Genomic DNA, 23,184 nt, shown 5'->3' with positions numbered 1-23,184 from the left:
GGTGTCCCTGTTGCTATGGCGCCTCGGCACCCCGATCGGCGCCGAGCGCAGTCAGCACGAAATCGATCATCTGGTCCAGGGTCGGCTGTTCCTTGGAGAAGCTCTGCGCGATCATCTGCGGGTGAAAGAACCGGACCATCGCGGCGCAGGTGCAGCTCGCCGCCTGCGGCACATCCGCGACCTTGAATTCACCGCTCGCGGCGCCCTGCGCGATCACCTCGCCAATGGTGCCGGTGACCAGCTCCATATGGGCGATGCAGACGTCCCAGTTCTCCTCCATCGCGATCGCCACCATCTCGTGCAGCTTGGCGTCGCCGATGTAGCGCTCGCAATTCATCCGGTGCACGGTGGTGAGCAGATCGCGCAGCCGTTGCCTGGCGGAGCCGGACGAATGCGCGATCTCCTCGGCGGCCTGCTCGACCTCGCCCATCAGATGTCGCGCCACGCCCTTGTGGATCGCCTTCTTCGAATCGAAGAAGCGGTAGACGTTGGCAGGGCTCATCTGCAGCAGCTTGGCGATATCGGCCACGGTGGTCTTCTGGTAGCCGATTTCGCGGAACAGCCGCTCGGCCACCACCAGGATACGGCGGCGCATGTCGGCTTCGGTGTTTTCCGTCAAAAGAGTCATGGCCTGCAGATATTCAATTATTCCGCAGCAGCGGCAAGCGGAAAGCTCCGCTGCCGATCGTCACCATGCTGCGGCGCGAGATCGGCGCCGTCGGCGCCGCGCTCGTCCAGGCTGTTCCGGAACCACAGCGCATACAGGCCCGGCAGATAGAACAGCGTCAGGAAGGTGGCGACGAACAGGCCGCCCATGATGGTGATCGCCATCGGTCCCCAGAATGCCGAGCGCGACAGCGGGATCATCGCCAGGATCGCGGCCAGCGCGGTCAGCACCACCGGCCGCGCCCGGCGCACCGTCGCCTCGACGATCGCCTCGCGTCGGGTCGAGCCCTGCGCGACATCGCTCTCGATCTGGTCGACCAGGATCACGGTGTTGCGCATGATCATGCCGGCGAGCGCGATCAGGCCGAGCAGCGCGACGAAGCCGAAAGGAGCGGATGCGACATTGAGACCAAGCGAGGCGCCGACGATGCCGAGCGGTGCGGTGAGGAATACGAGGAGCAACCGCGAGAAACTCTGCAGCTGAATCATCAGCAGCGTCAGCATCACGATCACCATCACCGGAAACAGCACGAAGATCGACGCATTGCCCTTTGCTGATTCTTCGATCGCGCCGCCGGTCTCGATGCGGTACGCCGGTTGCAGATTGGCGCGGATGCTTTCGAGCTGTGGCCAGATCGCGTTGGTGACGTCCGGCGCCTGGACGCCGTCGACGACATCGCCGCGCACTGTGATCGCCATGTCGCGATTGCGCCGCCACAGGATCGGCTCCTCGTGCGAATACTCGACCTTGGCGACCTGCGACAGCGGCACCGCCATGCCGTTGCGGGCGGTGATGGTGAGTTCGCCGATCCGGGCAAGATCGAGCCGCTCGTTCGGCACCGCGCGTGCGACCACGCCGATCTTTTCGACGCCGTCACGCACCGTGGTCACTTGGGCGCCAGAGATCAGCATCGCCAGCGCCTGCGACACGTCCTGCGGTGTCAGCCCGAGCGCGCGGGCACGCGACTGATCGACGACGAGTTTGAGATACGGCGATTGCTCGTTCCAATCGAGGTGCGGATCGACCACGTTGGCGTTCTTCTTCACCACGTCCCGGACCTGATAGGCGATCTCGCGGACTTTCGCGGTATCCGGCCCAATCACCCGGAACTGCACCGGGAAGCCTACCGGCGGGCCGAAGTTGAAGCGGTCGACACGCACCCGCGCCGCCGCGAGCCGGCCGTCGTGCGCAGCCTGCTCGATCCGCGCCTTGATGCGCTCGCGTGCCGCTACGTCCTTGGCGACGATCACGATCTCGGCGAAGGATTCGGTCGGAAGCTGCGGATTGAGGCCGAGCCAGAACCGCGGCGAGCCCTTGCCCACATAAGCCGTGTAGGTCGCGATGTCGCCGTCGTCCTTCAGCAGCGTCTCGGCTTCCTTCACCGATTTCATCGTGACGTCGAAGGCGGTGCCTTCGGGCAGGCGCAATTGCAGGAACAGCTCGGGACGCTCCGACAGCGGGAAGAACTGTTGCTGGACGTGGCCGAATCCGACCACCGCCGCGACGAAGATCGCGACCGTCGCCATCACCACCGTGCCGCGCCAGCGCACGCACCACGTCACCGCGGCACGCAGCGCCCGGTAGATCCGGGTGTGATAAACCTCGTCCGGATTGTGGCCCTTCTTACCGGCGAAGTCCGGCAGCAGCTTGACGCCGATATAGGGCGTGAAGATCACCGCGACGAACCACGAGGCGATCAGCGCGATCGCCACGATCCAGAAGATGCCGCCGGCATATTCGCCGACGCTCGAATTGGCGAAACCGATTGGCAGGAAGCCGGCCGCAGTGACCAGCGTGCCGGTCAGCATCGGAAACGCCGTCGACTCCCAGGCGAACGACGCCGCCTTGGCGCGGTCCCAGCCTTGCTCCATCTTCACCACCATCATCTCCACCGCGATGATGGCGTCGTCGACCAAGAGGCCGAGTGCAATGATCAGCGCGCCGAGGGTGATGCGGTGCAGATCGAGCGACATCGCATTCATCACGATGAACACGATCGCCAGCACCAGCGGCACCGACAACGCAACCACGATACCGGTGCGCCAGCCGAGCGCCAGAAACGAGACGAACAGCACGATCACCAGCGCCTCGACGAACGAGCGCATGAATTCGCCGACAGCGTGTTTCACCACATCGGGTTGATCGGCGATCTGCTCGATGTCGATGCCCTGCGGCACATCGGCCATGAACGACGCCGTCGCAGCGCCGACCTGCTCGCCGAGCTGCAGGATGTTGGCGCCCTTGGCGGTGACGACGCCAATGCCGATCGCCGGCTTGCCCTTCTGCCGGACCTGGTAATCGGTCGGGTCGACATAGCCGTGGTGAATCTCGGCGACATCCCCGAGCCGGAACACCCGGCCGCCGCTCTCGACCGGCGTCTCCGCCACCGCCTGCGCCCCGTCCAGCGCGCCGGTCACGCGCAGCGGCACGCGCTGCGACGAGGTCTCGACCGTGCCGGCCGGCACCACAGCGTTCTGCTTGGCGAGCGAGTCGAAGATCGCCTGCGGCGTCAGCCCGAGCGTCGCCAGCTTGGCGTGCGAGAACTCGACATAGATCTTCTCGTCCTGGGTACCATAGATGTTGACCTTGGAGACGTTGGCGACTTTGAGCAGCCGCTGCCGCAAGCCTTCGGCAGCCTTCTTGAGCTGCGCGTAGCTCGCGCCGTCGCCGGTCATCATGTAGAGGATCGAGTCGACGTCGCCGTATTCATCGTTGATCGACGGGCCGATCAGATTGCTTGGCAGTTGCGGCGCCACGTCCCACAGCTTCTTGCGCAGCAGATAGAGCAGGTGCGGCACTTCCGCCGCCGGCGTGGAGTCGCGGAACGTCACCTGCATCGCGGTGAACGACGCCTTGGAATAGGTCTGCACCTTTTCGAAATATGGCAACTCCTGCAGCTTCTTCTCGATCGGGTCGGCGACCTGTTCCTGCATCTCCTTGGCGGTGGCGCCCGGCCAGATCGCCGACACCACCGCGACCTTGACGGTGAACGACGGGTCTTCGCCGCGTCCGAGCCGCTGATACGAATAGATACCGGTGAAGCCGAGCGCACAGATCAGAAACAGGATCAACGCCGGATGTCGGACCGCCCAGGCCGACAAATTGAAACGCATCTTCGCACTCCCCAGCGCAGATCAGAACGTCAGAGCCGACACCACCCGCACCTTTTCGGCAGGATCGAGTTTCTGCACGCCGAGCGTGACCACCTGGTCGCCTTCGTCGACGCCGCCGGCGATCAGCACGTCTTCGCTCTCGTAAGCCTTGACCGCGACCGCCTTCAGCCTCACCTCGCCGGCCGCGTCGACGACGTACAGCGACGACTGGCCGCCCTGGTTGAACAGCGCCGACAGCGGCACCCGCGCGACACGAATTTTGTCCGGGTCGGTGAGGGTCAGCGTCGCGGTCATGCCGAGCGCAACGCGGTCGTCGGCATCGGGCAGAGAGAACTTGGCGAGGAACGTGCGGGTCGCGGGATCGGCGAGCGGCGCCACCTCGCGCAGCTTCGCCGCATAGTGCCGGCCAGGCTCCGACCACAGCGTGACGTCGGCCAGCCCCTTGGTGGCGCGAGTGATCAGCGTCTCCGGGATCGCCACCACCGCCTCCTTCTCGCCGATTCGCGCGAGCCGGAATGCAGCCTGGCCGGTCGCCACCACCTGCCCGGACTCGACCAGAACGGCGGCGACGACACCTGGGCCGTCCGCCTCCAGCGTGGCATAGGACAGCGCGTTGCGGGTCAGTTCGACCGAACGCTCGGCTCGAGCGAAGCGGGCGCGAGCCTCGTCCGCTGCGGCCCGGGCTTGGTCCATCTGCGCGTCGGTCGCCCAGCCCTTGACCCGCAGCTCCTTGGCGCGGTTCTCGGAAGCGATCGCCTGCGCGAGCACGCCCTTGGCGGCACTGTACTCCGCTTCGGCCTGCTCGGCCTGCAGCTTCAGATCGGTCTGATCGAGGATCGCCAGCTTGTGGCCGGCTTCGACGCTCTGGCCAACCTCGACCAAGCGCTTGGCGACCTTGCCGCCAACCCGGAAGCCGAGATCGGTTTCGGTCCGCGGCTTGATGGTGCCGACGAAGCTGCGCTCCGGCGCCTGCGGCGCGTAATGCACAGCGGTGATCAGGACGGGACGCTTCGACAGTCCCTGTTTCGGGTCCTTACTGTCGCAGCCGGCGAGACCGATCATCGCGACGGCCAGCAACGAACCAGCCAACAGTCTGAAAAACCCATCAAAAAGTGTAATCGCGCGCATCGACAGCCCTCCCTAGACGGCAGGGAACTGTCGGCTGATCAGTGACGATTGTCAATAATCATCACTGATCAGGAATCCGTGATACTAGCTTGGGTGTTTGGCGGTCTCCCGCCGGGTTAGGGGTCAACTTGCGCGACGCAGCAGGGATGACCTGACAGGACAAGCCGTAACGGTCCGCGGGCCGCAGCCCGACGGCCGGCGTCGAATTTCCAGACGAAACAATTGAAAGAGCTTCAGCTCGCCAACTTCAGGCTGCCTTCGTAGTGCCGGCGCAGTTCGGCGAGCGCGTTGGACAATTGGCCGGTCAGGAGGTCGAGCAGTTCGGGGGAAGCCGTTTCGGCATCCCGCTCGATGGCGAGGGCGATTTCGGCGATCGCATGGAAACCGAGCGTGCGCGCGCCGCCCTTCAGGGAATGCGCCTCGACCTCGAGAGTTTGACGATCGATGTTCTCAACGAAACGACGGAACAGCGCGATCCGACGCTCGGTTTCGGCGAAGAACAGCGACACCATCTCGGCAACCTGATCGCGGCCGATCTCCTCGGTGAGTTCGGCCAGCGTATCGAGATCGTTCTGCACCGTGGGCACCGGCAGTGACGGCGGCGGCACGGGCGCGTGGCGCAGCGCCCGCAGCACGGCGGCGACAAGCGCAGGCTTGCGCAGCGGCTTGGCGAGGAAATCGTTCATCCCGGCCTCACGGCACACTTTGACGTCGTCCGGGAATGCGTTGGCGGTGAGTGCGATGATCGGCAGCTTGGCGAGCACGCCACCCTTGCCGCGGATCGCACGGGTGGCGGCAAGGCCGTCCATATTGGGCATCCGCACGTCCATCAGCACCACATCGAACTCGCCCTCGGCGGCGGCGTGGACCGCATCGCCGCCGTCGGAAACGATAGTGATCTCGGCGGCGAATTCCTGCAGCATCTTCATCACCACCATCTGGTTGGTGGTGTCGTCCTCGGCGATCAGCACGCGGAGCGGCCGACCGAGCAGCGCGATCCGCGTGCGCAGATCGTCGCTGCCGAGCCGGTCAAGCCGGTGATCGGCGACCCAGGCGTTGCTCCACGGCAGGTCGAGGCTGAAGCGGAAGGTCGAGCCCTCGCCTTCGCGCGAGGTCACGGCGATGTCACCGCCCATCTGCTCGACGATCCGGCGGCTGATCGCGAGGCCAAGGCCGGTGCCGCCGAACCGGCGGTTGATCGACACGTCGGCCTGCGCGAAATCGGTGAACAGGCTGCCGACGCGATCCGCCGAAATGCCGATGCCGGTGTCGGTGACCTGCCACTCGACGGTGGCGTGGCTGTCGTTGCGCTTGACGCAAGTCAGCACGATCGCGATCGAGCCGCGCTCGGTGAACTTCACGGCATTCGAGGCGAGGTTTAGCAGCACCTGGCGAATCCGTGCTGCATCGCCGCTGAGCGACGGCGGCAGCCGCGGATCGATGTCGACCTTCAGTTCGACACCCTTGCCCCTGACCTCCGGCTCGATGATCGCGCGCACCGATTCCACCAGAGTCGCCGGCGAGAAGTCGGCCTGCTCGAATTCGAGCCGGCCGGATTCGAGCTTCGACAGATCGAGAATGTCGTTGAGGATGCGCAGCAGATCGTCGCCGGAATCGCGGATCGTGGTGACGGCCTGTTGCTGCTCGAGATCGAGCTTGGTTTCGAGCAGCGAGTTGGCGAGGCCGAGCACGCCGTTCATCGGAGTGCGGATCTCGTGGCTCATCATCGCCAGGAAGCTGGACTTGGCGCGGTTCTCGGCCTCGGCCTGCTCGGCGCGCCAGCGCTCGGTGACGTCGCGGCCGACGCCGCGATAACCAGCGAATTCACCGGCGGCATCGACCATCGGTTTGGCGGTGAGCGACCACAGCCGCGGCGAGCCGCCGATCACGACATGCACGACGAAATCGTTCATCGGCTCGCGCTGCGCCATCTTCGCGGCGACGCCCATCGCGCAGCGGCCGTCCTCCGGGCACAACATCCCGATCACGTCCGACAGCGTCGCGCCGGCCAGCAGCGTGGACGGCAATTTCGCGACTTCGACGAACCGTTCCGGCACATGCACCAGCCGGCCATCGGCGTCGGTCTGCCATAGCCAGTCGCTGGCGTTGGCCTGGAAATCCTTGAGCAGCAGCGAGATAATTTCGGTCTGGCGTTCCAGCTCGAACTTCGCGCGCAGATTTTCGAAGAACATCTCGCCGTGCGAGACCAGGCTGCGCGACATGAACACCGCATACAGCAGCAGAAATGCCGCGGTGATGCGATAGGCGGTACCGTCGCTCATCGCCAGCGATAAGGCCGAGCCGGCGGCCAGCGCCCAGGTATAGGCGAGGCCTGCGCGCGGCACCGTCGACAGCGTGAAGGCGCCGCCGGAGATCATGCCGGCGGCGACGCAGGCGACGATCAATTGATCGCTCGGCGCCGCGCTGGCGAATACCAGCACGGGCATCGCGCCCCAGACCGCTCCGAGGATCAATGCGTGCAGCGTCATCCGCTGGATCGCATTGTCGGATGCTTCGAGTCGGGGTTCGAGCCGGGCATTCAGCCAGGACTTCACGGCGGTGGTGGCGGCAAACACGATCAGGCCCATCCACACCAACAATTGCGGGCGTGCACTGCTATCCCAGAACGTGAACAGGATCAGCGCCGCATTGGCGACGTTGATACTCATCGTGACCGGGGTCAGACGGGTGACGCTGTCGATCTGTGCGGCGCGGATCCGCCGCATCTCGTGCTCATCGACGTCCGTCTGGCGCAACAGCGTGCCGCCGCCCCGGCCGCCGAGCCAGAAGTCGAGTAGCGCAGCCCGGTCGGTTCGGGACGCCCAGGCCGCCGTCATTGATTGCCACAGGCCGGACATCTCGAAGCGCTCTCTCGGCCGTCCTTAGATCGGAATCCTCGCTGCTCTGTGCGCGGCCTCGCATGGAGCAGTTTAGCCGTCCGGGAGGATGAAGTCTTCTTCCGTACGACAGCACCGGCGGCGATCGTCCATGTGTCGCCCGTCGGTCAGGTGATAGGCCATCGACCATGCGGCGGGGGTGCTTCACGAACGTTAACTCGACCGCCGAACCTCCGGCGCAACGGCCGCCGGGGTTAACAATCCGCCAAGTCGATCTAATAACGGTAACAAGGTAGCTATTAAGCCATCTAAAATCGCGCATTTTTCCCGAACTGCAACCCACACCCTGGGGAACGTTCGAGGGGTCTGCCCGTTGCCTCATCGAAGCGCATGAAGCGAAGGAGAGATCTGATGGGTAGCACGACAGACAAGATCAAGGGTCAGGCCAACGAACTCGCCGGCAAGGCCAAGCAGGGAATCGGCGAAGCCACCGGTTCGGACAAGTTGCAGGGCGAAGGCGTGATGCAGGAAGCCAAGGGCCACGGCCAGCAGGCGCTCGGCAACGCCAAGGACGCGGTCAAGGATACGGCCGACAAGGCCGCCGCCGCCGCGCACAAGAATCTGTGATCTCTGCGCGTTGACCGCCGCCGAGGCGGCGATCAGCAGATGCAAGACCGGCCCTCGGGCCGGTCTTCGCATGTAACGACCAAGGACGTTTGGATCAAACGCCCTCGAGATCAGTAGCCGAGCGCGCAACCGTCCTTGCGCGGATCGGAACCGCCGGTCAGCGTGCCTTTATCCCAATCGATCCAGATACCCTGACCGCCGCCATGGGGTGTGCCGATCGGAACGACCTTGTGACCAAGCGCCTTGAGGCCCTCGACAGTCTCGGCCGGCACGCCATCCTCGAGCTGATAGATGTCCTCGTAGTGCAGGCCGCGCGGCAGATCGATCGCTTCCTGTATATCAAGTCCGTAGTCGAGCACGTTGGTCAGCACGTGAACCTGGCCGACCGGCTGATACTGGCCGCCCATGACGCCCCACGACATCCGGGCGCGGCCGTTCTCGGTCGCAAGTGCCGGGATGATGGTGTGGAGCGGGCGTTTCTTCGGCGCGATGCAGTTCGGGTGGCCGGGCTGAATGCGGAAGCCGGCGCCGCGATTCTGCAGTAGCACGCCGGTCTTGTTCGACACGATCGCCGAGCCGAACGAATGCGCGATCGAGTTGATGAACGAGCAGACGTTGCGCTCCGCATCGACCACCGTGATGTACACCGTCGACGGATTCATCGGCGGCGACACCACCGGCAGATCGAGCAGCTTGTCGAGCGCGATCTGACTGTAATGCTCCTCGGCGAATTCTTTCGCCAGAATACGCAGCACGTCGACATCGACATGCTGCGGGTCGCCGATGTGCTGCTCGCGGATCATGTAGGCGATGCGGGTCGCCTCGGCTTCCAGATGGAAACGCTCGACGCTGAGCGGGCCGAACTTGGTGAGATCGAACCGGCTGAGGATGTTCAGCATCACCAGCATGGTGATGCCCGGGCCGTTCGGCGGGCACTGCCAGACGTCGAGGCCCTTGTAGATCGTGCCGATCGGCGAAGTGGTTTCAGTAGAGTGCTCGGCGAAGTCTTCCAGCGTATGCAGACCGCCGAGCCCGCGCAGCGTCTCGACCATATCCTCGGCGACGGCGCCCCTGTAGAAGCCGTCCGGCCCCTTGTCGGCGATCAGCTTCAGCGTGTTCGCGAGCTCCGGCTGAGTAATGACGTCGCCGGTCTTGGCGGCTTCGCCGTGCGGCAGCAGATAGCGCTCGGTGTTGGCGCCCTTCTTCAGCTTGGTGAAGCCGTTGGCCCAGTCGAACGCGATGCGCGGCGCCACCACGTAGCCTTCCGCCGCCGCCTTGATCGCCGGCTGCAGCACCTTGTCGAGACCGAAACGGCCGTGATCGCGCAGGATCGTCGCCCAGGCGTCGATCGTACCGGGTACCGTCACCGAATGCGGGCTGGTCAGCGGGATCGCGTCGATGCCCTTTTCCAGAAACCACTCCGCCTTGGCGGCCGCCGGAGCCCGGCCCGAGCCGTTATAGGCGGTGATCTTGCCGGTGCCCTTGGGCTGCACCAGAGCGAAACAGTCGCCGCCGATGCCGGTGGATTGCGGCTCGATCACCGCCAGCAGCGCCGAAGCAGCGATCGCGGCGTCGGCCGCGGTGCCGCCGGCCTTCAGGATCTCGATCGCGGCCAGCGCCGCCTGCGGATGCGAGGTCGCGACCATGCCGTTGCGCGCATGAACGGTGGACCGGCCGGCGAGATGGAAATTCCTCATAGGCACAAGCTCGTTGGGTTGGTTACGCCGCGCTCCGGCGCCGGCCTAGTTGGCATATTCCGCGGGGCGCGAGCAATCCTCACCGAGACCGTCGCGGACGGCCGTGATCCCCCTGGGAGGGCCGGTTTCCAGCAGGTGCCAGCGCTGTTAAACCCGCCCGTGCAATGCCGCGCTCTGCATCCGGGCCGGCGACAACCTCTGCGTCTTGCCAGCCGATGGCGAGATCGAGCCGAAATGGAGCGGGCGATGGCCGGCGAGAAAGATCTGAACGATCGTGTCGAAGCGCTCGAAGTGCGCCTGAGCTACCAGGACGAGACCATCGAGGCGCTGAACCAGACCGTCACGGCGCAGTGGAAGCGGATTGACGCACTGACCCGGCAGATTACTGCGCTGAGCGAGCGGCTCGACCAGGCCGAGAGCAGCGCCGGCGCTCCGATCAACGAACGTCCGCCGCACTATTGAGGGAGAAGGCTCGCCCGCTTGAGCGCAGGCCCTCCCCTCGTCATTCCGGGGCGCGCGAAGCGCGAACCCGGAATCTCCTTGTCGCAACAACCTCGGGATTCCGGGTTCGCTCACTGCGTGAGCGTCCCGGAATGACCGTCAGATTGTAATCACGAGGCCGCCTTCAGGCCGAGGCGTTGGTCGCGGAGTTCGCGCTTCAGCACTTTGCCGATCGCGCTGCGCGGCAGCGACTCGACCAGGATGACTTCGGCGAGCCGCTGGGTCTTGCCGACCTGCCCGTTGGTCCAGCTCTTCAGCTCGGCAGGGTCGATAGCGCGACCGGGACGTGCCGCCAGGAAGGCCACCGGGGTCTCGCCCCATTCTTCCGACGGCATGCCGACGACCGCGACTTCGAGCACGTCGGGATGCTTGGCGACCACCGCTTCGATGTCGCTCGGATAGATGTTGAAGCCGCCGGAGATGATCATGTCCTTCTTGCGGTCCATCAGGGTGATGAAGCCATCGGCGTCGAACCGGCCGACGTCGCCGCTGCGCACCCAGAGGTTGCCGTTCTTGTCGGTCCAGAACACTTCGGCGGTCTTCTCCGGCTGATTGAGGTAGCCCTTCATGATGGTATCGGAGCGGCCGACGATTTCGCCGACCTCACCGTTGGGCAGGAAGTTGCCGTCCTCGTCGATCATCCGGATTTCATGGCCGGGCCGCGGCTGGCCGACAGTGTGCAGCTTGTTCGGGAATTCGTGGGCGAGCAGCGTGCACGAGCCGCCACCCTCGGTCATGCCGTAGTACTCGGTCAGGCCGCCCGGCCAGCGCTTCAAAATATCGGCCTTCAACTCGGGCGCGAACGGCGCCGAGGTGCAGAACTTCATCTGGAACGACGACAGGTCGAATTGATCGAACTCCGGCAGCGCCATGATCCGGCGATATTGCACCGGCACCAGCATCGCGTGGGTGACCCGATGCTTCTGCGCCAATTCGAGGAAGCCGCGGGCGTCGAACTTCTTCATCAGCACCACAGTGCCACCGCCGGCGAGCGTCGGATTGAAACACACCAGCGTGGTGTTGGAATAAAGCGGCGTCGACAGCAGCGTCACTGCCTCGGGGCCGAAACCGATCGGATCGAGCTTGCCGTATTGCGCCCAGCGCATCCGGTGGCTGTGGACGATGCCTTTCGGCGTGCCGGTGGTGCCCGACGAGTAGATGATGTTGAACACCCACTCCGGATCGATCGTCACCGGCGCAGGCTTGGTACCTTCCGGCACCAGCCAGCGCGAGAACGCTTCGCCGCTCGTGCCATCGTCGAACGCCACTCGCTTCACCGCAGGATCGATCTCGGCGTCCTTCATCGCACTGGCGGCAAAGTCGTCCGTGAACAGGATCTTGGCGCCGGAGTCCCGCACCATCGCGGAGAAATCCTTGGCCGTCGACGACGGCGCCAGCGGCGCCACGGCAACGCCGGCGCGCAGCGCGCCGAGGAAGGTCGCCACGTATTCGATCGACGACAGCGCGCAGATCGAGATGGTGTCGGTCGGCTTCAGACCGTCGCGCTGCAACGTCGCGGCGATGCGATCAATCAGCGCATCGAATTCCGCGTAGCGCAATTGCCGTTCCCCGTCGATCACCGCGATCCGGTCCGGCCGCGCCTGCGCGGTACCGCGGACCAGGGCAGGAAGAGTGATGAAGTCGGGCATTTCGGTCTCCACGTTTCTTGGTTATCGAGTTCGAACAGGGCTCTGCCATCGCGAAAAGCGAACCGACGACGCAATCGCTCGCAATGGCGTGCGAGACAAATCAGCTCGCGTCAGCGATCCAAAGCCTCGCCTTTCAACCACTTCGCGCCGCTGGCGTACAGCCGCTCGACGGCGTCGCCTTTCAGCCCCGGCATGTCGCGCTTGATCGGATAGCCGAGGCCGCTCTGCAAGTAAGCGAGGTGACGATAGCCTTCCGGGAACTGCGCGAGCAGACCCGGATCGAGCGACAGCTTCGCCGCAGGGTCGACCGGATCCATCCGGTCCTTCTCATAGATCGGCTGGCGCAGCACCAGGCCCCAACGGCCATCGCGCTTTTCGAGAAAATCGTAGAAACGGCCGGTGCAGACGACATCGACCACGACGTCGTGCACGCTGGCGCGCTGCGAAATCGCCATCTTGGTCTGCGAGATCGCGCGACTGCCGGCGAGGTCGATCGACTGGCCGCCGAGGAAGTGCAGGATCGACACGCCCTTGACCCAGCCGGCCTTGCTCATCGCGATGAATTCGTCGGCGGTGCCTTGCGTCCAGGTCGCCATCATCCGGCCGTCGTCGAACCAGACGCTACGGAATCGGTCCCAATCGCCAGCGTCCCGCCACACCACCCAGTTCTCGATCAGTGCGCGGATCGCGAGCCGATCGTGCCGCTCCTTGTCGTCCATGCCGTTTCCGCCCTGCGTCTTGCGCGCGGGGTGCATTATAGTGGCGGCGCTGCCGCGCGTATCGGGCAAAAGCGAATAGCGGTTTTGCGGTCCGAAGCCCTGCGAATGCCTTGACCGCAGCGCCGGGGAAAATGCAGCGGCGCAACTAGCTTCGGGCCGCTTCCCGACCGTGCAGCACGGCGCTGAGCCGGGCCGGATGCACCTCGATGGTGCGATCGTAGCTGATCAATCCGAGCTTGCGGAACTTGTTCATGAAGTAGCTGACACGCGATCGCGTGGTGCCGATCATCTCCGCCAGCGTCTCCTGGCTGATGTGCGGCGCGATCGGCTGCGGTTCACGGCCCTGATCGAACTCGGCCAAGCGGAGCAACAGCCGCGCCAGCCGTTTCTCACTGCAGTTGAACAACTGATCAAGCAGATCCTCTTCGATCCGCCGGTTGCGCAGCAGCAGATGCCGCACGAACAATTCGGCGAAGTCCGGTTGCACTCGCAGCGTCTCGATCAACCGCGCACTCGGGATAGTCGCAACCACGCACTCTTGCATCGCGATAGTGGTGGTGGCGCGCGTTTGCTCCCCGACCAGGCAGCCGTCACCGAAGAACTGCCCGGGCGCGACGATCCCCGTCGCAGCCTCTTTGCCTTCCTCCGACAGCACCACGACTTTGATGCGTCCCTGCAGCAGCAAATGAACACTGTCGGCATCGTCCCCCTGCGCGAAAACCGTCTGATTCTTGGCGAATTTCGCGATCGAACTGCCCGTGCCGAGCTTGCGCAGCAGGTCGCGGGGATCGAGACCGGCATCCAGCTTCATCATCGCCTCCACGGATTGATCAGCGTTGGATCGCTTGATCAAAGTTGCCGTAGAATAGCCCCTAGAACGATGGATTCACTGGTAAAACTGATTTCCTCGGGATGTTACGAAGGGCGCTGCGCGAGCGGGGAGCGCAACGAACGCAGTTAACGAATCATCAGCCTTAAGGCCGCGGCTGATCAGACCACCGGCGTGGTCCGTTCGTCATTCCAGGACAGACCGAACTCCTCCAACCCATCGGCGAGGTAATCACCGAGCAGCGGCTCGCCGAGCAAGTAGCGCGCGGTGTGACCGTTGCGGCCTTCGGCCGCCTCGCGGCGGAGATCGTCCCATTCGTCGAGGCTGCCGTCGCCACGCCCCAGACGCATCAAGGCGACGAGGTCGATCTGCTCTTCTTCGGTCATTGCGCCGATGAAGCTGCTGATCTCCTGCACCACCGGGTCGCTGCCGGTGTCCTCGAGCACGTCCACCATGTTGTCGTCGGCGCCGTTCGATCCGGAATCCGCATCGCTGACGCCTTCCTTGACGTCGAATTCACGCGCCTTCTCGATCAGAAACGCGACCTTGTCGGTCGAAATCGCGAGCTCGGGCATCGTCCATCCTCCGTTTTCGCGCCGCCTGCGGCGCAGTCCTCGGCCAGGCTAACGCATCGCAGCGCGACGCGATCCATTGCGCCACGACCGCAAAACCCGCATGTTCGGGCAAAACAAAAGCCTGGGAGAAGACGTGGGATGGCGTGGTCAGTCGGCAAGGTCAAAATCACAAAAATCGTCGAGATGGAGATGACCGGCGGGACCCGGTTCATCCTGCCGCAAGCTACCCCTCAGCAAATTCAGACCATGCCTTGGCTGACGCCGCAGTTCGCCAATGACGAGGGGCGGCTGACGATGTCGGTACATAGTTGGGTGGTGGAAACGCCGACCCGACGGATCGTGGTCGATACCTGCATCGGCAACGACAAGCAGGGCCGCGGCGTGCCGCATTGGAACGGGCTGGACAAGCCGTTCCTGCAGGATCTGGAACGCGCCGGCTATCCGGCCGACAGCGTCGACACCGTGGTCTGCACGCACCTGCACGTCGACCACGTCGGCTGGAACACCAGACTGGTGGACGGGCAATGGGTGCCGACCTTTGCCAAGGCGCGCTACCTGTTCGGCCGCGTCGAGTATGATTACTGGAAGACGCATTCCACCGACGCGGCGCACGCCGCGGTATTTGCCGACTCGGTGCAACCAGTGATCGATGCGGGTGTGGTCGATCTGGTCGATAGCGATGCGCAGATCGCCGACGAGATCACGCTGATCCCGACGCCCGGCCACAGCCCCGGACACGTTGCGCTGCACATTCGCTCCGAGGGCGAAGAAGCGGTGCTGTCGGGCGACGTTGCGCATCACCCCTGCCAGATGGCGCGGCTGGATTGGTCGTCCAGCTTCGACTCCGATCCGCTGCAATCGATCGAGACGCGGCGCCGGCTGTTCTCGCGCTTTGCCGATACGCCGACTCTGCTGTTCGGCGGGCATTTCGGACCGGGCCGGATCGTGCGCGACGGCGACGCCTTCCGCCTTGTGGCGCAGCTATGACAGCTCGCAGCGGTGGCGTGCATAGCCCGGCGGCGCCAGCATGTATTGAACTCGACTCACCACTGGTCCATCAGTTGGACTACCTGCAATACTGCGGAGGAAACGCCGGATGAAGCTCGTTCGTTATGGTGTCGTCGGCCACGAGAAGCCAGGACTGATCGATCAGTCCGGCCAGCTTCGCGATCTGTCCGGACAGATCGCCGACCTCGCCGGCGAGGCGTTTTCGCTCGCCGGCCTCGCCAAGCTGGCGGCGCTCGATGTCGCCGGACTGCCTGCCGTGCCCGGCCAGCCGCGGCTCGGTTCACCGGTCGGCGGCGCGCCGAAGTTCATCGCGATCGGCCTGAACTACGCCGATCACGCCGCCGAAGCCAACATGCCGATCCCGGCCGAGCCGATCGTATTCATGAAGGCCAACAACTCGCTGTGCGGACCGAACGACGACGTCGAGAAGCCGCGCGGCTCGACCAAGCTCGATTGGGAAGTCGAGCTTGCGGTGATCATCGGCACCCGCGCCAAATACGTCAGCGAAGCCGACGCGCTGAATTATGTGGCCGGCTACGCGGTGTGCAACGACGTCTCCGAGCGTCACTTCCAGATCGAGCGAGCTGGGCAGTGGACCAAGGGCAAGTCGCACGACACGTTCGGTCCGCTCGGACCATGGGTCGTCACCAAGGACGAGATCGCCGACGTCCACAAGCTCGGGATGTGGCTCGACGTCAACGGTCAGCGCTGTCAGACCGGCTCGACCACGACCATGATTTTCAACGTGCCGAAGATCGTGTCGTATCTGTCGGAGCTGATGACGCTGATGCCCGGCGACATCATCACCACCGGCACGCCGCCCGGCGTCGGCATGGGCAAGAAGCCGCCGCAGTTCCTCGAGGTCGGCGACGTCGTCACCCTCGGCATCGAAGGTCTCGGCGAGCAGAAACAGACCATCGTGGCGGCGTAAGGATATCCACGCCGTCATTGCGAGCGAAGCGAAGCAATCCAGCGCCATTCGCGCGAGACTGGATTGCTTCGTCGCTTCGCTCCTCGCAATGACGGCGAAAGCAACAACGCTTCGTCCCTGAGGACCTTATCTGATGAAACTCTCTTTCTCCCAAGCCTCGCCGTTCGCCCGCAAGGTGCGGATCGCGGCGATCGAACTCGGACTGATCGACCGGATCGAGTTCGTGACTGCGACCGTGATCCCGGCGCAGGCCAACGAGCAGTACATGCACGAGGTCAATCCGCTGAAGAAGCTGCCGGCGCTGATCCTCGACAATGGCGAGGTGATCGTCGACTCCTATGTGATCGCCGAATATCTCGACGACCTCGCCGGCGGCGGCAAGTTGATCCCGGCGTCGGGACCGGAACGCTGGCGGGTGAAGAGCGACCACTCGATGCTGCAGGGCATGCTGGATTCGATGCTGCTGTGCCGCTACGAGAAGCTGGTGCGGCCGAAGGAGCTGTTCTGGCAGGGCTGGTACGACGATCACTGGGCGCGCGCCTGGGCCGGCATGGCCCGGTTCGATCGCGATACCGCAATGCTGAACGGGCCGCTGACGATCGCGCAGATCGCGCTTGCCTGCGTGCTCGGCTATGCCGACTTCCGCTTTGCCGATTGCGGCTGGCGCGCGGCCTATCCCAATCTCGACGCGTTTTATCAGCGGATGATGCAGCGGGAGTCGCTGAAGGTGTCGGTGCCGCCAGCTGCCTGAGCATCGGCGGCTCGACTCAGTCGAACAGGCTCGGCGTGTAGTTGACCGCCGCGCCTTCGATCGCCAGCAGCTTCAGCTTGGTGGCGACGCCGCCATTGGCCGAGAAGCCGCCGGGCTTGTCCCCGGCGGCGAGCACGCGGTGGCACGGCACGATGATCGGGCACGGATTGCGCCCCAAAGCCTGGCCGACCTCGCGCGACAGCTCCACGCCGCCGAGCTGCTTGGCGATGTCGCCATAGGTCAGCGTCCTGCCGGCCGGAATGCTGCGGGCGATGTCGTAGACCCGGCGCTGAAACGCGGACGTGCCGTCGAGATCCAGCGCGACGCCGGTGAAATCGATCGCCGCGCCTTCGAGCAGCGCGACGATCCCGTCGATCGCGAGCTGAACGTCGGCCGGCGGCGGCGCTTCGGCGCTGTCGGCATGACGCTGCATGATCCGGGCGAGGGTCTGTGGTTCGGTGGGTTGCGGCAGTTGCACTGCAACGATCCCACGGGAACCCCAAACGATGCCGCAGCGGCCGATCGCCGTGTCGAACAGGGCGTGATTGTGCTGGCTGGTCGGCATCATGGCACCGAGATTACGACGGCCGGACTGGCTCAGCCACCCGATTTCACGCCGCCGGGACGTGCTGCTCCAGCCGCGCAGCGACCGTGGCCAGAAGCTTCTTCGGATCCGCCGGCAGCACACGGGCGCGGGCCGGATCGAAGTCGTAGGCAATATGATAGGCGTCGAGCTGGTCCTGGGTCAGGAACCACAGCTCGGTGCGCGAGGCTGCGGCGAACACGCCGCGCTCCAGCGCCAGCCGGATTCGTTGCCGCGGCGGCCACGCCCACAGCCGGTCGCGCAGGATCGCCGCATCGTCGGCGACGTAGTGAAAATCGGCACCCGGCACCAGTTCGAACGACAGCAGCGCATCCGGCTGATGCTGACGGCGGTGCTCGCGGACGGCGCGGGCGAAATTGCGCGCCCGGCGGTGATTGGTCAGGCCGCGAGCCTTCACCCGGACGGTGACGATCCGGTCGAGCGGTTCGGGCGACGGGATGGTGGTGACGATGGTGACGGCGTGGCCGCGACCGGCGAGATGGCGCGCGATGGCGATGCAATCGCGTTCTTTGCCGCTCTGCTTTTCGAGTTGGAAGACCGCCAGCAAGATTTTCATGACGCGGCGGTTGGTTCGCGACGGGTCGGGGTGACTTGACCGAGGGCTTATAGCGCGGCGGATCGGCGCGGCGCAACATTTCGGCCGCCGGGCTCATCCCCGACGTCGGGTTAGCCGGCGTTGCCGCGGGCGGCGAGCTGCATCCGCTTGTGACGCCGGCGCGACAGATACAGCAGCACCCCGGTCACACCGAACAACGGCATCGCCGCCGCCGCCAGCATGAACAGCAACTGACCGGGCCACCCGAAAATGCTGCCGCGGTGGATGTCGAGCAAGCGCGCCAGTACCTTTTCGCCGATCGTCTTGTCTGCATAGAGGTCGGCGGACAGGATTTGGCCGGTCCGGCCGTCGATCCGGAAGTCGTCGTGCACACCGTCGCGGGCGTCGGTCAGCCAAGCGCGGACCCGGACGGTGCTGTCGCGGCCGGACGGCAGCGTCAGGCGGGCGGCGGCGAACCTGTCCCCACGCTCTGTCACGAACGTCGCCCAGACCCGATCCAGCGAAACCGGCACGGACGGCGCTTCGGGCACGGCGGGACGATTCGGACGCTGTGTCGTGACCGGCGATCTCGCCAGAAGCCAGGTCGCGGCGGCCTTGTACCAGTCGAACGACCACCACAGTCCGGTCAGCGTCATGATCAGGTAGACCAGCAACACCCAGGTTCCGATGACGGCGTGCAGCGACCGGTGCAGTCCGCGTCCGCGCAATTGCCAGTGCGGCTTCAGCCACACCCTGATGCTGCCGGGACGATGCGGCCATCGCAGCACCAGCCCGGTGAGCAGCATGGTCAGCAGTCCGAGCACAGTCACGCCGGTGATCGTCCGGCCATAACCGTTGCCGTCGCCCGGCAGCAGCAGCCAGCGGTGCAGCTTGCGGACCGTCACAAAGAACGCGTCGGCGGCCGGATGGCCGAGACTGTCGCCAGTGTAGGGATCGAGATAGAGCGGCGCCGGCCGGGTGTGATCCGGCTTGCGCGCGAACCGGACCTCGACGGCGGACGTCGCGGCGCGCGGCATCGTGATCGATGCGACCGGATCGGCGCCGGCCTGCAGTTTCGCGATCAGCGCATCCGGCTGCATCCTCGATAACGGGTTCGCTGCGGGCTGCACGCGGCCGGCATCCAAGGCGCCGCGGATTTCATCTTCGAAACTCATCACCGCGCCGGTCAGCGCCACCAGCACCAGCACCGCCGCAAGCACCAATCCCGCCACGGAATGGAGTTGCAACAGGATGGCCTTGAGCGTCGTCGCCCGCATCGCGCTAGAACTTGACGGTTGCGGCCAGCGAAAAGCGCCGGGCGTCGCCGAGCGCGACGTTCAGGGAATTCACGGCGGACGGGTAGTACACCGTATCGAACAGGTTCTTGACGTTGAACTGGTAGACCACCGGCGTTCGCCCGTAATTGACCTCGTAGGTCGCGAACAGGTCGGCTACCGTGTAGGACGGCAATACGAAAGAGTTGTCGCTATCGCCCGGCCGGTCGCCGACGTAGCGGGCGCCGCCGCCGAGCCGGAGCCGGCCCGGCAGCGCAGTGCCGAAATCGTAGACCAGGAACAGCGACGCCGTGTTCATCGCGACGTTTTGCAGCCGCTTTCCGACGAGCGCGGGATCGTCGGTGACGATGGCGTCGGTGTAGCCATAGGACGCGATCGTGCTCCAATGGTCAGTCAGACGGCCGGTGACATCGAACTCGACGCCGCGCGAGCGGACTTTGCCGGCGGCGCGATATTCGTTGAGGCCGGTCCCCGCGTTGAACTGCGACACCAGCACGTTCTTCTTCTCGATGTCGTACAACGCGAGCGTGCCGGAGAGGCGCTTGTCGAGATCGAACTTGACGCCGGTTTCGTACTGCGTGCCCTCCTCCGGCGCGACGCTTGCCCCGATCACATAACCGCCGCTCAGCGGCGCGATGCTCGATGTCGGCTGCAGCGACTGGGTGTAGCTGGCGTAGAGCGAGATCTGATCGGTGAGCTTGAAGACGGCGCCGCCGAGCGGCAGCAGCTTGTTGCCGCTGAGGTCGGTGTTGGCATTGAACGGCCGTCCCCGGCCTGCAAGCTGCTCGTAGTCCATCCAGCGCAGGCCGCCGACCAGCGAGAACCGGTCGGTCAGGTGCAGTGTGTCCTGCGCGAACACGGCGCGGGTCTCCAGCCGGTCGGTCTGGTCGCTGTCCGACGCCGACACCGTGGTGCCCGGCCCGACGCGGCCGTAGACGGGATCGTAGAAGTTGAAGGTCGGCGTCGCCTGCCGGATCAGATCCTGGCGATAGATCACCCGGCGTTGCGCCTCGCCGCCGATCAGCACCTCGTTGCGAAAACCGCCGAGCCAGACATCGCCCCGCAGATAGGACGTGCCGTAGCCCACATAAGCGAGCGCACCATGCGTGCCGTCGTTGCTGCGCTTCTCGATCCCGGTGACCGGGTCGACGGCGGTGATACGGAGCTGATTGGCTTCGTAGATCTCGCGGTTGTAGCTGTAGGCGGCGGTCAGCTTCCAGTTATCGTCGAGGCGCTGGTCGACCGATGCCTGCAGCAGATCCGATTGGCCCCAGGTGCGATTGAACGCCTCGTCGAGGCGGCGCGTCGCCGGGATCGCCAGCGGCGCGCCCTTGACGAAGGCGGTGCCGCGGTCGAACGGATAGCTGAAATCGCGGTGCTCGTAAGACAGCTGCACCGTGGTGGACTCGCCGTACCAGGCCAGCGACGGCGCCAGCAGCCGCTCGCGGTTGGCGCCGAAGTTACGCCAATAGTCCTCGTCGAGACCCGAGCCGATCACCCGATAGGCCAAGCCGCCGGTGCCGAGCGGCCCGGTCAGATCGAAGATCGCATTGGCGCCATTGTGGCCGCCGCCGAAGGTCGAGCCGATCAGGGTGAGCGAGCCGTGCTGATACAGCTCCGGCCGCTTGCTGATGGTGTTGACGACCCCGCCCGGCGACTGAATCCCGTACAACAGCGACGCCGGCCCCTTCAACACCTCGACGCTTTCGACCGTGGGTCCAAGGCTGCGTCCCTGAACCAACGGCATGCCGTTGCGCATGATGGAGCCGTCACGGTTCTCGCCGAAACCGCGACGGATCACGGCATCGAACGAGCCCGCCAGCGTGTTGGTCTGGGTCACGCCGGAGACGTTGGCGAGCGCATCATCGAGATTGCGCGGCAATTGATCCTTGAGCACCTGCTCAGGGACGACTGCGACAGCTTGCGAGGTGTCGAGCGGTGACGCGCCGCTCCGCAGCGTGGTCGGACTCGGCATCGCTCGGTAGCCGAGTTTGGCTTCGTTCAGTTGCGTGGCAGCTGCCGCTGCTCGCTCGGACGGGCTCGGCGGCGCAGCGACTGGCGTGCGACGCGCCTGCCTTCTGATGGGGGCACGCGTGTTTCGCTGCGGCTCTGGCACGGACCGAGCTGCAACCGCACGATTAGGTGCCTCGACGGTGACGCTCGGCAGTTGTTGAGATTGCGCCTGCGCATCCGCGACTCGCGGCAGCATCGCCACCCAGCACACGGCCGAGCCGAATGCGACACGGCCGACCACAGTGCCGCAACTCGTCAGGAGAGCCCGATGGGCTCGGCGGCGGGCAGTGGATCGGTCGGACATCTGGCTCTTCTGTTGCGTCGCAATAGATGCGATCGCCTAGCAGAAGCAAGCAACCAGGAGAATGCGAGTGAGCCTGGAATCGGTCTAAGGCAGCCGCGAGGTCTCGGCATCGGTCACCGCTCCCCAACTCCGCCTGCCTTTGGCGCCAGCAGAAGCCGCGCGACACGACAGCGCCGCCTCTCGAGACAGAGGCGACGCTTAACGAGCTCGGCTTTTCCGGTGACGGCTATTCGTCGTCCTCGAGCGCCTGGGACAGCGCATCGTAATTCTTCAGCACCAGATCGATATTGGTCTTGTTGGTCACAGCCGGCCCAGGATTCTTCGCAGCTTCATTGAGGTCGGCGAGCGCCTGTTTCTTGTCGTCGGCTGACATCTTGGTGTCGGCTTCGACCGCAGCAATCTGATCCTTCAACGCGGCGGCGGGGCCCACATAGGTCTTGGTCTTGGGATCCGTGCCGGCCAGCACCATGCCGATCGCTTCGATCACATCGCTGTATTCGTCGTAGGACGCAAAGCCGTGCTTCTTGGCCGCGTCATCGAGTTGCTTCAGCACCTTCGGATCAGGCTTGGAGTCCTGATCATCCGGCAGCTTGGCAGCGATCGCATCGACGTCCTTGTGCGCAGCGAGCACACCCTGGATCTGCTTATCGGTGAGAGTGATTTCCTTCATTGCCGGCTCGGCAGCGGCCGGGGCCGACGGCGCGGCTTTGTTCGCCTGAGCGAACACCGCAGTGGTCGAAGCCGAAGCAAGTGCGACGGCGATGACACCAGCGCCGAGAGCAACGACGACGGGACGAAGGGCAAAAGGCATGAACGATCTCCTCGGGTGGACCTGGCTTGCAGGCGACCGTTGTGAAACGTGACGCGAGCACCGCGGTTCACGATCAATCTGACGACAGATCGAGTCGGAACGGGGGCGAGGCTAGGCCAATCGAGATGAACCACTGCCAAATGCCGCGCTGAACGCACAGGAAACGCGTTTCATGCGCCCCGAACGCGAAACGCCGCCTTTCCCGGAGGAAGGCGGCGTTTTGTGTTTGGCTGTGTCATCGTGATGTTTGAGGGGATTTTGTCCTTTGCAGGCCTGGCAGCGACCTACTCTCCCGCGTCTTGAGACGAAGTACCATTGGCGCTGAGGAGTTTAACGGCCGTGTTCGGGATGGGAACGGGTTCAGGCTCCTCGCTACAACCACCAGGCCGGCGAAGGACAAAAGCACGAAGCAATATCTGGTTTCTTGGTCACCACATGTGTGGTGGACACTGATAATGAGAGCAATCAAGCCAATCGAACGATTAGTACCGGTAAGCTACATGCATTGCTGCACTTCCACATCCGGCCTATCAACGTGGTCGTCTTCCACGGTTCTCAAGGGAATGCTCGTTTTGAGGTGGGTTTCCCGC

General features: G+C 64.7%; 19 protein-coding genes and 2 rRNA genes. 5 read left to right on the top strand and 16 right to left on the bottom strand.

The genetic code is table 11. The annotated features are described in order from the left end of the window. Positions 1-13: 13 nt before the first annotated feature. From DNX69_RS23180 to DNX69_RS23165, 4 genes are all read right to left on the bottom strand, one after another. Positions 14-628, bottom strand: a complete 615-nt coding sequence (locus tag DNX69_RS23180; RefSeq protein ID WP_110788371.1) for a TetR/AcrR family transcriptional regulator — start codon at positions 626-628, stop codon at positions 14-16. Positions 629-645: 17 nt separating this feature from the next. Beyond that, complete coding sequence (locus tag DNX69_RS23175) at positions 646-3,780, bottom strand: efflux RND transporter permease subunit (protein WP_110788370.1); 3,135 nt, start codon at positions 3,778-3,780, stop codon at positions 646-648. A gap of 21 nt (positions 3,781-3,801) precedes the next feature. Next, entirely contained in the window at positions 3,802-4,908 is a 1,107-nt protein-coding gene (locus DNX69_RS23170) for an efflux RND transporter periplasmic adaptor subunit (protein ID WP_110788369.1), read from the bottom strand. A gap of 233 nt (positions 4,909-5,141) precedes the next feature. Next, positions 5,142-7,766, bottom strand: a complete 2,625-nt coding sequence (locus tag DNX69_RS23165) for a hybrid sensor histidine kinase/response regulator (RefSeq protein ID WP_110788368.1) — start codon at positions 7,764-7,766, stop codon at positions 5,142-5,144. A 390-nt stretch (positions 7,767-8,156) separates the two neighbouring features. Between DNX69_RS23165 and DNX69_RS23160 the strand changes: the two genes are divergently transcribed. Then, positions 8,157-8,372 carry a CsbD family protein gene (locus tag DNX69_RS23160; RefSeq protein ID WP_110788367.1) on the top strand — a complete coding sequence of 72 codons (216 nt, stop codon included), beginning with the start codon at positions 8,157-8,159 and terminating at the stop codon, positions 8,370-8,372. 110 nt (positions 8,373-8,482) lie between these two features. On the opposite strand, the gene ggt is transcribed toward DNX69_RS23160, so the two are convergent. After that, entirely contained in the window at positions 8,483-10,069 is a 1,587-nt protein-coding gene (ggt, locus tag DNX69_RS23155) for a gamma-glutamyltransferase (protein ID WP_110788366.1), read from the bottom strand. 246 nt (positions 10,070-10,315) lie between these two features. On the opposite strand from ggt, the gene DNX69_RS23150 reads away from it, so the two are divergent. Then, the gene (locus DNX69_RS23150; protein ID WP_110788481.1) at positions 10,316-10,531 is read left to right on the top strand and encodes a SlyX family protein; all 216 of its coding nucleotides are present in this window, start codon (positions 10,316-10,318) and stop codon (positions 10,529-10,531) included. A 149-nt stretch (positions 10,532-10,680) separates the two neighbouring features. Here the strand turns inward: DNX69_RS23150 and DNX69_RS23145 are convergent, their stop codons facing one another. The 4 genes from DNX69_RS23145 to DNX69_RS23130 all read right to left on the bottom strand — a co-directional run bounded on the left by DNX69_RS23145 (position 10,681) and on the right by DNX69_RS23130 (position 14,342). Then, positions 10,681-12,219 carry a class I adenylate-forming enzyme family protein gene (locus tag DNX69_RS23145; protein ID WP_110788480.1) on the bottom strand — a complete coding sequence of 513 codons (1,539 nt, stop codon included), beginning with the start codon at positions 12,217-12,219 and terminating at the stop codon, positions 10,681-10,683. Positions 12,220-12,329: 110 nt separating this feature from the next. Beyond that, positions 12,330-12,938 (bottom strand): nuclear transport factor 2 family protein, encoded by a 609-nt coding sequence (locus tag DNX69_RS23140; RefSeq protein WP_110788479.1) that lies wholly within the window; start codon positions 12,936-12,938, stop codon positions 12,330-12,332. Between the two features lie 145 nt (positions 12,939-13,083). Then, on the bottom strand, positions 13,084-13,749 hold the full coding sequence (locus tag DNX69_RS23135; protein WP_110788478.1) for a Crp/Fnr family transcriptional regulator: 666 nt from the start codon (positions 13,747-13,749) through the stop codon (positions 13,084-13,086). Between the two features lie 179 nt (positions 13,750-13,928). After that, the gene (locus DNX69_RS23130; protein ID WP_110788365.1) at positions 13,929-14,342 is read right to left on the bottom strand and encodes a DUF3775 domain-containing protein; all 414 of its coding nucleotides are present in this window, start codon (positions 14,340-14,342) and stop codon (positions 13,929-13,931) included. A 138-nt stretch (positions 14,343-14,480) separates the two neighbouring features. Here DNX69_RS23130 and DNX69_RS23125 point away from each other — a divergent pair, with 138 nt between their 5' ends. The 3 genes from DNX69_RS23125 to DNX69_RS23115 all read left to right on the top strand — a co-directional run bounded on the left by DNX69_RS23125 (position 14,481) and on the right by DNX69_RS23115 (position 17,032). Continuing rightward, positions 14,481-15,329, top strand: coding sequence for an MBL fold metallo-hydrolase (locus tag DNX69_RS23125; protein WP_110788364.1), 849 nt, complete (start codon positions 14,481-14,483; stop codon positions 15,327-15,329). 109 nt (positions 15,330-15,438) lie between these two features. Next, on the top strand, positions 15,439-16,281 hold the full coding sequence (locus DNX69_RS23120; RefSeq protein WP_110788363.1) for a fumarylacetoacetate hydrolase family protein: 843 nt from the start codon (positions 15,439-15,441) through the stop codon (positions 16,279-16,281). Positions 16,282-16,414: 133 nt separating this feature from the next. Continuing rightward, positions 16,415-17,032 carry a glutathione S-transferase family protein gene (locus tag DNX69_RS23115; protein ID WP_110788362.1) on the top strand — a complete coding sequence of 206 codons (618 nt, stop codon included), beginning with the start codon at positions 16,415-16,417 and terminating at the stop codon, positions 17,030-17,032. A gap of 16 nt (positions 17,033-17,048) precedes the next feature. Here the strand turns inward: DNX69_RS23115 and DNX69_RS23110 are convergent, their stop codons facing one another. The 7 genes from DNX69_RS23110 to DNX69_RS23080 all read right to left on the bottom strand — a co-directional run. Then, positions 17,049-17,597 carry a methylated-DNA--[protein]-cysteine S-methyltransferase gene (locus tag DNX69_RS23110; RefSeq protein ID WP_425327323.1) on the bottom strand — a complete coding sequence of 183 codons (549 nt, stop codon included), beginning with the start codon at positions 17,595-17,597 and terminating at the stop codon, positions 17,049-17,051. A gap of 46 nt (positions 17,598-17,643) precedes the next feature. Next, on the bottom strand, positions 17,644-18,192 hold the full coding sequence (locus DNX69_RS23105; protein WP_110788360.1) for a glucosyltransferase: 549 nt from the start codon (positions 18,190-18,192) through the stop codon (positions 17,644-17,646). Positions 18,193-18,302: 110 nt separating this feature from the next. Beyond that, a complete protein-coding gene (locus tag DNX69_RS23100) occupies positions 18,303-19,448 on the bottom strand; it encodes a PepSY-associated TM helix domain-containing protein (RefSeq protein WP_110788359.1) in 1,146 nt (381 codons plus the stop codon). 4 nt (positions 19,449-19,452) lie between these two features. After that, complete coding sequence (locus DNX69_RS23095) at positions 19,453-21,783, bottom strand: TonB-dependent siderophore receptor (RefSeq protein WP_110788358.1); 2,331 nt, start codon at positions 21,781-21,783, stop codon at positions 19,453-19,455. Between the two features lie 226 nt (positions 21,784-22,009). Further along, positions 22,010-22,594, bottom strand: a complete 585-nt coding sequence (locus tag DNX69_RS23090; RefSeq protein ID WP_110788357.1) for a hypothetical protein — start codon at positions 22,592-22,594, stop codon at positions 22,010-22,012. Between the two features lie 271 nt (positions 22,595-22,865). Continuing rightward, positions 22,866-22,980, bottom strand: a 5S ribosomal RNA gene (rrf, locus tag DNX69_RS23085). A 75-nt stretch (positions 22,981-23,055) separates the two neighbouring features. Then, positions 23,056-23,184: ribosomal RNA gene (locus DNX69_RS23080) — 23S ribosomal RNA — on the bottom strand; the annotation flags it as partial.

Origin of the sequence: Rhodopseudomonas palustris (genome assembly GCF_003226555.1) — a bacterium.
Lineage (GTDB): Bacteria > Pseudomonadota > Alphaproteobacteria > Rhizobiales > Xanthobacteraceae > Rhodopseudomonas > Rhodopseudomonas palustris_I.
Note: the sequence above shows the minus strand (reverse complement) of the source record. Positions and strands in the feature narration are given on the sequence as shown.